This window comes from Longicatena caecimuris, assembly GCF_018406465.1.
Taxonomy (GTDB): domain Bacteria; phylum Bacillota_I; class Bacilli_A; order Erysipelotrichales; family Erysipelotrichaceae; genus Longicatena; species Longicatena caecimuris.
In genome coordinates, this window is the sequence record NZ_AP024510.1 from 1,208,397 (window position 1) to 1,223,186 (window position 14,790).

Consider the following 14,790-nt stretch of genomic DNA (forward strand, 5'->3'; position numbering starts at 1 on the left):
GTATGATTGATGTAAAAAACTTACGAAAGTCTTATCAGACCCAGGATAAGACCGTTGAGATCTTGAAAGGGATTAATATTCATGTAAATCCCGGTGATTTTATGATCATCATGGGGGAAAGCGGCAGTGGAAAGACGACCTTTTTGAACTGTGTTTCCGGTTTTGATACGATTGATGAGGGAAGTATTGAAATTGGTGGTACAAAGCTAAATGAAATCAAAGGCAAAGCGTTAGAACAATTGCGTTTGCATCAGTTTGGTTTTATCTTTCAGGACAATTATTTGATTGATAATTTAACAATCTTAGAAAACGTGGCTATAACCAGATTGCAGTATGATGCGAAAGCATATGACAAAGCCATGGAACTATTGAAGAAGGTGCATATTGATCATCTAAAGGATAACTATCCATCTCAGGTATCCGGAGGAGAAAAACAGCGTTGTGCAATTGCCAGAGCCTTGGTAAATGAACCAAAGATCTTATTTGCGGATGAACCAACCGCAGCCTTGGATCGACAGACTGCTGATGAAATCATGAACATCCTAAGTGAACTGAATAAACAAGGACAAACGATCTTGATGGTAACCCATAGTCCGCGAATTGCCGCATATGGAACAAGAATGGTGTTTGTGGAAAGTGGGGTATTTGAATGCGATGAAGCCTTTACCGGTGATGATCTAGAAGCTAACTATCAGCGAGTGATGGAAATCACGGAGCGCTAAGCTTATGAAACTTGTATATAAAACCTTGCATAAGAAACAAGCTTTCCTGCATGCTATGCTGATACTGCTGCTCTTTCTTTCACTATTATCTTTGCAAATCACCTTTACAGTGTTTACAAAAGGGCAAAATATGGCAGAACGTATCGATAAGATGGATGTAGCCACGACCAATATTTTTTATAAAGAATATGATGATGAAATCAAGGATTTTTTGCAAGAGTATAAAGAAGATGGCAACTTAGACTTCACTTATGAAGAAAGTTTGGTATGGCCGTATGGCGTTTTTTCAACAAGCTGGATGCAAGAAACATCTCCTATCTATTTAGAAGGATTCGTGAAAAGCGATGCGCATTATCCGTTATTAGAAGGTAAGCCCTTAAAAGATTTAAAGGGGCATGAAATCGGGGTCATGGAAAGCTATGCACGTTCTTTACGAAAACAGGGCATTGAACCTTTAGGACATGAGATTGAAATTACTGGATCCTTCCAAGAAAAAGAAAAATTTACGATAACAAGTGTTTTTGATTATCCTAATTACGATGATGGCTATGCCAATCAAAAGAATAGTAAAGCTATTCAGGATTATCAGATTACCAGACGTGCCGTAGGTATCGTTAATGAGAAAACCATAGAACAAATAAACGGTCATTATGTGAAAACGTATGGTCTTGAAAAGGCGGCAGGTCTATATGAGCGTATCTTAAAATTAAAAATCAAGGACTATTCAGCACAGAAAGAGTATGCCCTGCGCAGTGATGCGTATAATGATGATCGTACTTCTTCCGCTCAGATAGATTTTCGTTTACTTGCGGATGAAATTGATGGTAATCATGTACAAGATGGTATCTTCCAATTTGTATCCTTAAGTGTTACCTTTTGCTTGGTGGTAAGCTGTTTATTTGTTTTGTTTGCCTTTATGAAACGTAAGCTGATCGAAGATCGTGAAAAGCTGCATATTTTGATTGCCAATGGGATCATGAAGAAAAATATTCAAAAGGCATATGGAATGGAATATGGGCAGCTGTTTGCTGCAGCGCTTGGTCTGCTGATTGTTTTTGATATCGTGTTGCAGCTAGTGTTGGCACATCAACAAAACTATGTCTTGCGTCTGTTATTTTCTTTATCAACGAAAACAGTGTTATATCTTTTGCCGGTTACCATCCTTTTCTTTATCGGATTGCTCGCTTTGATGCTATGGCAAGTACATGCCTGTTTCCAGGCAAATCTATCCCATGCGATGAAGGCGAAAGACGTGCATATTACAAAACGTACACATCGTATTCGGTATCGTTGGCAGAGTCTGCATATGGCATGGCGAGAAGTTTTAACACATCCGTTTTCTTCCATGCGTAATATTCTTTCTTTAGCTATTATCTTTTTAACAATCTTGCTGCTGTTTATGACGCAAAGTATTTTATGGCATTTGTATACGCCGGCTACCTTTGGCTTACAATTTGATTATCAGTTGTATAAAGGGATAGCTTATGATGATTTTATGGAACTGAAAAAGGAATATTTTGATGTCTTTGCTTTTATGGATGAAACAAAGCGTTTTACCAGTATCGATAAGGAATTCATGGTTTATGATAAAAGCACGCGGGATAGTGTAGAATTTCATTATTATCCAGGCATGCGCATTACCTTAACTGGAAGTCTAAAGCATTTTCTACCGGTAAAAGAGGGCGTTTATCCGCCACCGGTTGGAGCAGAAGGTGGCGAAACATTGATGGAAAAGATGCGTACTATGGTGCCACGTCGTATCCAACATGATTTTCATCGCTATATCATGTATTCTGACTATGTGAAAAAACATCCTGAAGTTGCTAATGACACTTATGCTGAATTCTCACAGGGATGGCGAGTAAATGGATATCCGATCTATGGCTTTACAGAATCTATCGTAAATCAAGGCTATGTGGCATTTGCCAGTCGTAACATGAGTCCTTTAGATAGAGAGCATTATCCACAAATGCCTAAGACTATCCTAAAACTAAAGGGCAGCTCACAAAAGCAAGTTTTTGAAGCTGCTTTAAAGGAAAAAGGCATTGCCTATGATAGCTACGATACGGTATTACACATCTTGCAGGAGAATAATAACGATTTGAGTCTGAAATTACGCTATGTCATGATTAGTGTTGCAATGATGGGCAGTTTTGTCTTGTTGTTGACTTTATATGCCAATGTGCGTGCAGATGAAGCTATGCAAAAGATGAGCAATATTTGTTATGCACATATCGGTATGCAAAAAAAGATTCGGCTGCAGCGAGATATCTTATATCAAGGCATGATTATTGTAGCAGCTATGATTTTAGCTATTCTCTTGTATGGTATTTTACAATATCCTTATTTCCAGGTGTTAGGAGTTTATCTTGGTTTATATGAATTGCCATCAGGAGCTATCTGGATTCTTCCTGTTTGCCTCGTTATTGTGGTACTGCTATACCTACTGCTTATTGTAATAACCAGAAAACGAAAACACCCCAATATCTGATGGTGTAAGATAGGTATTTCATGGTACGATGAGGAAATCTGTTTACTGTAGCTATTGCGTAACGATTTCCTCTTATAATAGAAGTATATTTTTATATTTTTAATTGCAAAGTATGTAATGCCCGATGTTAGGAAATGAAAGAAGGTGAATAAAGTGGATGAGAGCATAAAGAAAACCTGTAAGAAGTTGAACTTAAGTGAGCTAAACTATATAAAGTGTATATGCAGATTTACGAAAGATACAATTAATTCCGCAAAAAAGGATATTAAAGACAATCTTGATATTGGTAATGATAAAAAACGTGTATGGGCTTTGTTTGGAAAAGATGGAAAAGATTGGTACTGTTTAGAAGTCGGTTCCAGCAATAACATACAAACAGAAATACTATCAAATCTACAGAGTATGCAGCAAGAGCCAAAAGCGGTATGGAAAGGTGCTTATTTTCATAAGGATGAAAAATTGTTTGCATTCCAAACCTACATGGATAGAGCCAGTTGTAAATATCGTGGCATGTTACAGCTATGTGAGGAATTTTGTTGGTGTGAAATTGATATCGATTCCTATGTGGGTGCTAATCAGCTACCTGAAGATATGGAAAGCAACGATATCAACGATCATTTAGAAAATTATGTAGAAGCAAAATTTGCCTATGATACAAAGGCTCTATTTTGGAATCCTTCTCCTGCAACAAACGGTAATAAAGAAAAAGCAATCCTACAGGAATTAGAGAAAGTAGAGAAGTTAAAGATGGCACAAAAAGGTTAGTTTTGCTAACTTATTATGAAATATATAAATTTAATTCGTTAATGATCGTATATTGTTAGTGATTCAGCTAATGATTTACGATTGTTAGTTATATAGCTAATAAATACTGAAAATAAGTAAATATCAACAATTTGCAGAATATTATTTATTAGAAACTTTATGAAGCATAATTCGTTTTTTGATTCATGAATTTAAAATGGAAGATCATGAGTTTTAAAAAATTAAAAGGATACAGTATGAGCGGCTGATAATTAGTTAAGTGCATCCGTGCGATATCTGGATCATAAGGAAAAGATAGAAACTGCTACATTCCTTTGTTTCTTCTTCTAAATTACGCGCATCATGAAAATAATCAAAAAAATCCTTTCATGAGGTGACGAATGAATGCCTTCTATGGTACTATTATATGGCTTATAGAGATGGAGGCGTTATTATGGCTTTTTTACCAACAACACGCGAGGAAATGCTGGAACAGGGATATGAACAAGTAGATTTTGTTTATGTTAATGGGGATGCTTATGTGGACCATCCTTCCTTTGGTTGTGCCATCATTACCAGAGTTTTACAGGCGTATGGCTATAGCTGTGCAATCTTAGCTCAACCGGATTGGCATAAGGATGAAGAATTTTTACAATTTGGAGAACCACGGTTAGGTTTTCTAGTATCTGCCGGCAATATTGATTCTATGGTGAATCACTATTCTGTAAATAAACGCCGCCGTGATCATGATTCTTATAGTGATGATGGTGTCATGGGAAAACGCCCGGATCGCCCTACGATCGTATACACTCAAATCTTGAAACGACTGTTTCCACATAAACCGGTATTGATTGGTGGCATTGAGGCTAGCTTACGGCGCCTATCGCATTATGATTATTGGGATGATGCTGTACGACGCAGTATTCTGATGGATTCACAGGCAGATCTATTGATGTATGGCATGGGAGAAAATACGATTGTTGAGGTTGCGGATGCATTGGCAAGTGGCTTAGCAGCAAAGGATCTATGTTATATACGCGGTACTTGCTGGAAAACCAAAAGTCTAGAGTATTTGAGTGATTATATCTTGTTGCCCAGCTATGAGGAAGTAAAAGCGGATAAGCGCACTTATGCCAAGAGTTTTCATATCCAGCATGAAAATATTGATGCCATTGCGGCAAGTGTATTGGTAGAGCCTTATGATGGTTGGTATGTCGTACAAAATCAACCACCATTGCCATTGACACAGGAAGAGATGGACTTTACCTATTCCTTGCCATATGAACGCACCTTCCATCCAAAATATCATTATATCCCGGCAATTGAAGAAGTGCAGTTTTCCATCGTATCCAATCGTGGCTGCTTTGGCTCCTGTGCTTTCTGTGCCATCACCCATCATCAGGGACGTGTAATTTCTACACGTAGTAAGGAAAGCATTGTCGAAGAAGCAAAACGCATAACCGAGATGCCGAATTTCAAGGGGTATATTCATGATGTAGGAGGGCCTACAGCTAATTTCTCACGAGAAGCTTGTGATAAGCAGCGAGAATTTGGGGCCTGTAAGAAACGAGAATGTTTATTTCCAAAGCCTTGTGGCAACATGGTAGTGGATCACAGTCGTTATTTGGATATCTTGCGTTCCGTTCGTGAATTACCTAAAATTAAGAAAGTTTTTATTCGTTCTGGTATTCGTTATGATTATCTGATGCAGGATAAAAATGATGAGTTCTTTGATGAATTGGTAAAATATCATATCAGCGGGCAGTTGAAGGTAGCTCCTGAACATATCAATGCGGCTGTGTTAGATAAAATGGGAAAACCACGCAAGGAGCTCTATTTAAAATTTGTTGAAAAATTTAAAGAGAAGAATGAACAGTTCCATATGGATCAATATATTGTGCCTTATTTGATGAGTTCACATCCAGGCAGCGATTTACAGGCAGCCATAGAATTGGCTTGTTATTTAAAGAAGATCCATTATACACCGAAACAGGTACAAGATTTCTATCCAACACCGGGGACACCGGCTACTTGTATGTATTACACCGATTTGGATCCTAAGACGATGCGTCCTGTTTATGTAGCGAAGACTTGGGAAGAAAAAGCAATGCAGCGTGCCTTGATGCAATTTACATATCCACAAAATTATGATCTGGTGTACAAAGCATTAAAAAAAGCAGGAAGAGAAGATTTGATTGGCAATGGTCCAAAGTGTTTGATCTCGTATCGTCGTCCATCCGCTAATAATTTTTCACACAAACAAGCAAAAGGGAAAGATAAGACTATGAATAAAAAGAATGTTGGAACAAAGAAAAGGACAAACGCACATAAAAGAGAAAGGAATGCGCAGCGATGAAATTGTTTCGTGAAATTATCATCATCTTTGGCATTAGCTATATTGGAGAATGTCTGTCTACGCTTTTACATTTACCCTTGCCAGGTAGTCTGGTAGGAATGCTGTTACTGTTGTTACTGTTGTCTTTTCGTATTCTGCGGCTGGATATGATCGCAACAGTTTCGGATTTTTTGTTAGGACATCTACCATTTTTCTTTATTCCGGCTGGTGTTGCTTTGATGGCAAAATTTTATCATATCGCCGATATTTGGATTCCAATCCTCTTAATCTGCATGGTGACTACAGTGATTACGATGGGGTTGAGTGGATGGAGCATGCAACAGGTGATGGAGAAATGGGGGAAGAAGCATGGATGAACTTATCAATACCCCTATGTTTGGCATCTTATTGTCATTGCTTGCTTTTGAAATAGGGTTATTTATCCAAAAGAAAACAAAGCTCTTATTTCTGAATCCGTTACTCATTGCCATCGCTCTTATCATTATCGTGTTGCTGATTAGTAACATTCCATTAGAAAGCTATCAGCTTGGTGGCGATATTATCAATCTGTTTTTAGGACCGGCGACAGTTGTTTTAGCGGTTCCTTTGTATCAACAGTTACATAATCTGAAAAATTATTTTGTTCCTATCATGATAGGAATTTGTGTGGGGATCTTAGTTGGCATGATTTCAACGATATCTTTATGTCTTTTAACTCATTTTGATGCTGACATCATTGCTTCTTTAGTTCCTAAATCAATCACAACGCCGATTGGAATTGAAGTAAGTGCACAGCTGGGCGGGATACCTGCTATTAGTGTATTGACAATTTTAGTTACTGGGATTTTTGGAGCAGTTGCAGCGGATGTCGTTTTTCGTGTTTTTCATATCAAACATCCTGTCGCAAAAGGAATTGCTTTGGGAACTAGCGCTCATGCCATTGGAACGACCAAGGCTTTATCGTTAGGCAAAGTAGAGGGTGCGATGAGCTCTTTGGCAATAGGCGTCAGCGGTATTATCACCGTCATGATAGCTCCGTATGTATGGAATATCGTAATGTCGATTTTATAAAAAAAAGGAAGTCCATGTTATCATGCAATTTTTTGGATGATCATGTTGCTTCCTTTTTTAATGTGTTTTTATATCTTTATCACTATTTTTTCATTATGCTTGCTTATGGAGAAATCGCTTTTTCATAGACTTCAAGTTCTTTGCACATCTGCTTTATCAGCTGCCATTGTGTCTCATCCAGGATGCCATTGACTGGAAGGCCGAGCAGTCGCTGAAAGCTTTTTATGGCTTGTCTTGTTGTTTGAGCATCTTCCATAGCACAGTAAGGAATCGTAGGATAATAGGCATGCAAGATGTTCAGCTTTTCTTTTAATGTGTTTAATTGTTCTGTTGTTGCTATGGATAGGGGGGTGAACAAAGGCAAAGAGCCAGCAGTATGCTGCATGATGGTAAAAGCAAGCTCATATGCCCATTGTATCGTAAATGGAGTCAAATGATCCATGCAAGGAAGATGCCAATACCTGTGGAAGGCAAGAAGTGCTTCCATGCTGTCATGGTTCCATTGACCATTCTGTTTAGCGATGATAGGCAATGCCTGGTGAAAGCTGGATATGATATGGTATTGTTGTTGAAACTGTAATCGATAGGTTTTTTTCTGCTCATCAGATAGAGCAGTAATAGGATTTTTTTGATTACTATAAGCATTAAAATAGTGTACGGCTTTTGCTAAAAGGTCAGGATAGAAGCAATAAGTGGCAGTTGCAGCTTTACTACCTTCATCTGTTGTGGAGTCTTGTTCCTGCAAGCTCAACAGTTTCATAATGGAAGCCTCAAGTTGTTCATCAGATGAGGTAGGATTCATCTTTTCACTTAAAAGGTGCATTAATTTACTGATGACGGGTTGAAAAACACCGGCAGGGAAACAAGAAACAGGTGGGTCATGGGCAAAGCATAGACAATCTTTTGTCACTTGATGAGTATTGCCTTTTTGGGTATTTGTACGCATCAAAGTTAATAGACAACTTCGTTCATTCGCATACAGGATGACTTTTTGCTGTAAATTACGAAAGTTTCCTATACGTATATCAACCAGATATTCCACAGGGTTTTTACCATCCACATAAAGGGGAATCCAGGAAGTCATACCATAAGCATCACTTAACAGAAAATCTTCAAATACCAGAATGTTTTGTTGTTTGCGATAAATACGTATGCAGGCTTGGGCAACAGGTGAAAAGGTTTCCTGTGTCATGACATGAACTTGTAAATATGCGGTTGCGATTGTTTCACCTCCCCTACATTACGGTATGTTTCACTAGACAAAGGGCATGGGTGGAATGCCTAGCAAAAGCAAAAATGGAAGGAAATGGAATGATAACCTTTTCAATATGTGAATTATGTGAGAAGTATAGAGTTTTGATGTTGAAAACAGCAAAGGTATTGACGTTATAAAAGGCAAGGTGTATATTCATCACATAAACTATTTCATGCGTGAAATAATAGGAAGTGAGGACGCTGTTATGGGCAATGAGGAACGTATTGTTCGTTTGATCAGAACGATAACTACACATTTGCATAGCTGTATGAATCGCTGTTATGAAGATTATGGAATGACGGGTATTCAAGGGCTTGTACTGATGGAAGTGGCAAATGATGAAGAATGTAAACTGGGGGCATTGGCACAGCGCTTGCTAATGACGAATTCAAATCTATCCGCCATTATCAAACGAATGGAAGAGCATGGTTGGATACGCAGATGCCGTTCACCTCAGGATGAGCGTATTGTCTATGTACGCTTAAGCAATGAGGGCGCAGCTATTCTTGCGGATATTAAAAAGCGTATGGATGCTAAGTTGGACTTTCTGAAGCAAGAAGATGAAGAAAGTATTAAGCAAATGATACAGAGTCTGAAACGACTTGATGATCTTTTGCAGGAGGTTACCTATGAATAAGCAGAAAAAGCCATTATATTACTATTATTTAATCATCTTAATCGTTCTGTTAGGAATTAATCTTGTATTTACTATGTTTCGTGGGGATAAAATTAAAAACGTGAACTACAATGATTTTATGAAACAAATTGAACAGCATCAGATAAATGAAGTAGAAATAGGTGATCAGAATATTACGTATTCACTTAAAGGGGAAACGAAACAGCTGTATAAAACAGAAACGATGGAAACAGATACGAGTTTATCACAGCGCTTATATGATGCCGGAGCTAAATTTACGCGTATTCATACGAAAGAAATGAATCCTTTGTTATCTTTTCTATTGACATTTATCTTACCGGTTGCTTTCTTATGGTGGCTAGGTAATCGGATGTTTAAAAAGATGCAGAAGAAAATGGGTGGCGATGCCATGAGTTTTGGCGGTGGTTTTGGTAATTTTGGCAAAAGCGATGCTAAAATTTATGTAAAAAGTCAAAGCGGTAAAACCTTTCGTGATGTAGCAGGACAGGAAGAGGCGAAGGAATCTTTACAGGAAATGGTTGACTTTTTAAAGGATCCAGAAAAATATAGTAAGATTGGTGCACAAATGCCAAAAGGGGCATTATTAGTAGGTCCACCGGGTACCGGTAAGACGTTATTAGCCAAAGCTGTTGCCGGAGAAGCCAATGTGCCTTTCTTCTCTATATCCGGTTCCGAATTTGTTGAAATGTTTGTTGGACGCGGAGCTGCCCGAGTACGTGATTTATTTAAACAGGCTCGTGAAAAAGCTCCATGCATTGTCTTTATTGATGAAATTGATACGATAGGGAAAAAGCGAGATGGTGCAGGCGTTGGTGGAAATGACGAACGAGAACAGACGTTAAATCAGTTATTAGCCGAAATGGATGGTTTTGATGGCAGTACCGGTGTTATCATCCTAGCTGCGACCAATCGTCCGGAATCCTTAGATCAGGCATTGTTGCGTCCGGGACGATTCGATCGCCGCATTCCGGTGGAATTGCCTGACTTGCATGGACGTGAAGCAATTTTACAAGTTCATGCGAAAGATGTTAAAATCAGTAAACAAGTTGATTTCCGCGCGATTGCCAGAGCTACAGCAGGGGCCAGCGGTGCAGAACTTGCTAATATTATTAATGAAGCAGCTTTGATTGCTGTAAAAGATCATCGTAATCAAGTATTGCAGAAGGATTTAGAAGAAGCTGTTGAAATTGTGATTGCCGGTTATGAACGTAAAAATGCTGTGATTTCAGCGAAAGAAAAACTCATTGTATCCTATCATGAAATTGGTCATGCCTTAGTAGCAGCCCGCAGTAAACATTCCATGCCAGTCGCAAAAATTACGATTGTACCAAGAACAAGTGGAGCTCTTGGCTATACTATGCAGGTACCGGAAGATGAAAGTAATTTGATTACAAAGGATGAGGCTTTTACGAAAATCGTAACATTCTGTGGCGGACGAGCTGCGGAAGAATTGATTTTCCATTCCATTACCAGTGGTGCAGCAAATGATATCGAACAGGCAACCAAAATTGCCAGAAGTATGATCACTCGTTTAGGAATGAGTGAACAGTTTGGCATGACTGCTTTAGAAACAGTGAATAATCGCTATCTTGGACAAGATGCGACACTTGCTTGCAGTGATCAAACGGCAACCAAAATTGATGAAGAAGTAGTGAAACTGATACAGGATGCATATCAACAAGCATATCGAATACTTGAAGAAAATAAAGATAAATTGCATGAGCTGGCAAAGTTCTTATATGAAAAAGAAACGATTACCGGTGAGCAGTTTATGGCAATTTTGAATCGCCCGCGGCAAATTGAAACAAGCGCGGTGCAGGAATAAAGAAAACGTCATAGGACAGGATGCATGTCAACAGCAACTGTGTTATGACGTTTTTTATTTACTTAATCAGATTCTTTAAGAAAGCCTTCTCCCCAATAGCCAACAGGATCTTTCAACAATAACTTCTTAAAATCATTTGCCGGCATTGGTTTAGCAAAGACATATCCCTGGATGAAATCACAGCCACATTTTTCTAAGAAGTACACTTGATCAGGCTCTTCAATACCTTCTGCAACGACCGCGATATGAAGCTGTTTCGCCAAATGAATAATATGGGAAACAATGATGCGAGCTTTCTCTATAGAAGCACCTTTGCGAAAGAATAAGATATCTAATTTTATGACCTGAATAGGAAGTTCTTTTAATGTATTCAAGGAAGAATAGCCAGCACCGAAATCATCAATTGAACAAAGGAATCCATGAGTACGCAGTTCACTGATCTTGGCACTTAATAACGCATGGTCTTCAATCGCTAGACTTTCGGTGAATTCCAATTCTATCACATCATCACAAAGTTCATATTGTTCTTTTATCGAAACATAATAGCTTATGAAATCTTCCTGGAAAATGTCTAATCTTGAAACATTGACTGCTAGATGAATGCGATGTGTGTGATTTTCAAAATAATCGTGCAGCCATTTGCAGGCAGAAGCAAACATATAACGATCTAAAAGAACAATGAATCCATTACGTTCAAATATCGGAATAAAGTCATTTGGAGGAATGATGGTTCCATCACTTTTTTGCCAACGTACCAAAACTTCTCCACCCATGATGCGATGATTATGATGAGTATCCGTTTTAGGCTGTATATACATTTTAAATTCACCATTCTTCAAGGCAAGCTGCATTTGACTTTCAATCTCATTAACATGTAGGATATTTTGACGAATGGTATCGGAATAAAATGCTTGCCGTATTTCACGATTTGCTTTAATTGACTGTTGCGCCATCTTAGCACGGTTATACATCTTATTTACACTTAACACATCTTCTGGTTTTGTTACACAGTAAAAACCAATTGCAAATGAAATAGGGAAAGAATGTGTATTGCAATGCTCTTTCGCAATAACAGCTTTCATGATATGTTCATGCCATTCGATTAATTGGTTAGGTTCTTGGAAAAAACGTATACCCGTAAAATGATCGGCACTTTCACGACAGAAGAAATCATGTGTTTGCATATTGGCAAGTAGGCAATTGCACATGATTTTTAATAAAGCATCACCGGCCTCATAGCCAAAGGTGTCATTATAGATTTTAAAATTATCAATATCCCCATACCAAAAGGCGAATGGTTGAAATGCGTCTTTTCTTTGGATTATCTGTTCTTCCACATCTATAGAAAATTTGACAAAGTTTGATATACCGAGCACAGGATCTGCAAAGGCTAGTCTTTCAAGATGTTGCTTTGTGCGATTGTGCGTGCGATTAATAAGGTAAAAGAGTAGTAAAAAGATCAATAAGGCAAAGCCTGTTAACAGAATGATTCCATAGATCAGCGTATGATCTGCATTAATCATATTTTCATTTACGATACTTAATAAATACCAATCGTTATACGATAATGGTGTATATAAGCACCAATAAGTTTGTTTATCCTCATCATATGTGAAGAAATGTGATGTTTTATCTTTGAGGTTTTGATGAATACTTGTTAATTGTTCTTCACTAAGATTACCAATATCCCCTATATTTTCCACCGTTGCTGATTTCATAGAACGAATGATATAAGTGCCGTTGCTGTCAATGATATTGGAATAGCCACTGTGACTGAAGATGGCATTATCCAAAACACTCCGCAGTCGCTGAGTTTTATCAGCCGCTAGTAACACACCGATATTTTGATTATTACTGATAATAGGAACACTATAATAATTGAGGTAGTTATTACTGAAAGGATCTTTTAATGTCTTAGAAATGGTAAGGTTTCCTTGCATGCCTGATTGAAAAATAGGAGAGGAACTAAAATCAACCTTATGATGAATGGTGCCATCTAAATCAACCATGTCGGCTTTCCCATTGCTATGAATGATACCCATGCGATAAAACGCGTTGCGATCATTGATCTTACGGATAATAGGAAGTAAATGTTTTAAATCCATAACTTTCATTTCACCAAGTGTAAGTGCCACACCGTCAAGGGTTTCCATATTATTCGCTATTTGTTCGTTAACCGTTGTCTTCATATTTTCTACAGACTCTTCAAAATAAGCAATATTTTTCTGATTGCTTTCTTTCATCATATAGAAAATAAAACCGACACCTGAGACGAAAAAGCACAGGCATAATATAAGAATAATACGATAATATCTACTTGTTTTTTTTGTTACCATGACTATCTCCTATATAAATCATCATCCGATATCCCTTACATCGGTTATAGTTCTTACATTATAGCATGGATTATGTAAAGAGTGGTACTAGAATAAGAATTCCTATTTATTCACTTTATTTTTAGCATATATCATGTATGTATCATACTTCTACAAGTAATCTGTAATGAATGAAGATAACAATTACCGAAAATAAGATACCACTTTCAGCAAATGATAAGAAATAAAAAATATGGCATTGCTCTTTCAGTTACTATCCTATGGAATCAAGCATAAAAGAAAAGAAGGGTTTCGCTTTCATAATAAAGCATTGTGAAAAAGAGGAATGAAATGCTATAATACCACTAGACGACAATAGGAGGGAAGCACATGCCAAATATTATCACGCACAAAATATTTGCTGAAGAGGTATTAAAACAATTAGAAAAACAAGATATTCGCTCAATTATTGAAAAACATCCGCAAAGCTATTATATTGGCAGTAACGGACCGGATTTTCTGTTTTTTTCGCATAGTAAGCCTTGGGAGGCATATAAGAGCCATGTCTTAAATCATCTAGGGAGCCGTATGCATGCAACCCATATCAACGCTTTTTATGAAACTGCACTGCGCTGTGTGAAAGCTCAGGAAAACATACAAATAAAAGAAACAATGATGGCATATTTGTTTGGACATTTATGTCATTGGGCATTAGATAAAACAACACATCCTTATATTTTTTATCGTACCGGGAACTGTAAAGGAAAAAGTGCCGGATATCATCACCGTTTTGAATCTATGATGGATACCATGATGTTAGAAAAATATAAGGGTATTAATATTAAAGAATTCCCTTGTTATGAAATTTGTGAATATGATGAAGATATACTAAAGGCTATTGCCAGGATATATGTTCCTAGCGCAAAAGAAGTGTATCATGTAGATGTAAAGGTACATGACATACGAGAAGCTTTAAATTCCTGGTATGATATTCAAAAATTATTGTATGATCCTAATAATTTGAAATATCCCATTGTTAAAGGTGTGGAAACTTTGTTTAGACAACCATGGAAGATCAGTGGCAATATCGTTAAAACAAAGATTGATGAACGCTATGATATCTTGAATGAAGAAAAACGCGAATGGCTGCATCCTTGTGATTCTGCTATGCGATCAAATGCATCCTTCCTTGAGTTATTCCAAGAGGCGCAATCGTTGGCAGTTGCGGTAGTGGAAAAGGCCTATGGATGTATAGAATATGATGCAAATGTCCAAAGTGTTATGGATATTTTACAAAATCAGGCATATGATACTGGTATGGATGGCAATCCTAAGATGCAGTATTTTGATGTCATCTATGAGCATTAGCAGCAT

General features: G+C 37.6%; 11 protein-coding genes. 9 read left to right on the top strand and 2 right to left on the bottom strand.

Features of this window, described 5'->3' with window-relative positions:
* The first annotated feature begins 2 nt into the window (after nt 1-2).
* From KJS44_RS05595 to KJS44_RS05620, 6 genes are all read left to right on the top strand, one after another.
* Nucleotides 3-722 carry an ABC transporter ATP-binding protein gene (locus KJS44_RS05595; protein WP_008688999.1) on the top strand — a complete coding sequence of 240 codons (720 nt, stop codon included), beginning with the start codon at nt 3-5 and terminating at the stop codon, nt 720-722.
* A gap of 4 nt (nt 723-726) precedes the next feature.
* Nucleotides 727-3,213, top strand: a complete 2,487-nt coding sequence (locus KJS44_RS05600; protein ID WP_008688998.1) for an ABC transporter permease — start codon at nt 727-729, stop codon at nt 3,211-3,213.
* A 153-nt stretch (nt 3,214-3,366) separates the two neighbouring features.
* Nucleotides 3,367-3,978 (top strand): hypothetical protein, encoded by a 612-nt coding sequence (locus KJS44_RS05605; RefSeq protein WP_008688995.1) that lies wholly within the window; start codon nt 3,367-3,369, stop codon nt 3,976-3,978.
* A gap of 433 nt (nt 3,979-4,411) precedes the next feature.
* Nucleotides 4,412-6,313, top strand: coding sequence for a YgiQ family radical SAM protein (locus KJS44_RS05610; protein ID WP_008688994.1), 1,902 nt, complete (start codon nt 4,412-4,414; stop codon nt 6,311-6,313).
* Nucleotides 6,310-6,669, top strand: coding sequence for a CidA/LrgA family protein (locus tag KJS44_RS05615; RefSeq protein WP_008688992.1), 360 nt, complete (start codon nt 6,310-6,312; stop codon nt 6,667-6,669). The genes KJS44_RS05610 and KJS44_RS05615 overlap by 4 nt, the downstream gene beginning before the upstream one ends.
* Nucleotides 6,662-7,363 carry an LrgB family protein gene (locus KJS44_RS05620; protein WP_008688991.1) on the top strand — a complete coding sequence of 234 codons (702 nt, stop codon included), beginning with the start codon at nt 6,662-6,664 and terminating at the stop codon, nt 7,361-7,363. The genes KJS44_RS05615 and KJS44_RS05620 overlap by 8 nt, the downstream gene beginning before the upstream one ends.
* Nucleotides 7,364-7,466: 103 nt before the next feature.
* Here KJS44_RS05620 and KJS44_RS05625 read toward each other — a convergent pair whose 3' ends face one another.
* Nucleotides 7,467-8,555, bottom strand: a complete 1,089-nt coding sequence (locus KJS44_RS05625; protein WP_008688989.1) for a peptidoglycan-binding domain-containing protein — start codon at nt 8,553-8,555, stop codon at nt 7,467-7,469.
* 268 nt (nt 8,556-8,823) lie between these two features.
* On the opposite strand from KJS44_RS05625, the gene KJS44_RS05630 reads away from it, so the two are divergent.
* Together KJS44_RS05630 and ftsH are read left to right on the top strand one after the other, a co-directional pair.
* Nucleotides 8,824-9,255: a MarR family winged helix-turn-helix transcriptional regulator gene (locus tag KJS44_RS05630; protein ID WP_008688987.1), complete on the top strand. Its 432-nt coding sequence runs from the start codon at nt 8,824-8,826 to the stop codon at nt 9,253-9,255.
* Entirely contained in the window at nt 9,248-11,101 is a 1,854-nt protein-coding gene (ftsH, locus tag KJS44_RS05635) for an ATP-dependent zinc metalloprotease FtsH (protein ID WP_008688984.1), read from the top strand. The genes KJS44_RS05630 and ftsH overlap by 8 nt, the downstream gene beginning before the upstream one ends.
* Before the next feature lie 62 nt (nt 11,102-11,163).
* Here ftsH and KJS44_RS05640 read toward each other — a convergent pair whose 3' ends face one another.
* Entirely contained in the window at nt 11,164-13,437 is a 2,274-nt protein-coding gene (locus KJS44_RS05640; RefSeq protein WP_008688982.1) for a bifunctional diguanylate cyclase/phosphodiesterase, read from the bottom strand.
* Nucleotides 13,438-13,806: 369 nt separating this feature from the next.
* On the opposite strand from KJS44_RS05640, the gene KJS44_RS05645 reads away from it, so the two are divergent.
* Nucleotides 13,807-14,784 carry a zinc dependent phospholipase C family protein gene (locus KJS44_RS05645; RefSeq protein ID WP_008688980.1) on the top strand — a complete coding sequence of 326 codons (978 nt, stop codon included), beginning with the start codon at nt 13,807-13,809 and terminating at the stop codon, nt 14,782-14,784.
* The last annotated feature ends 6 nt before the right edge of the window (nt 14,785-14,790 follow it).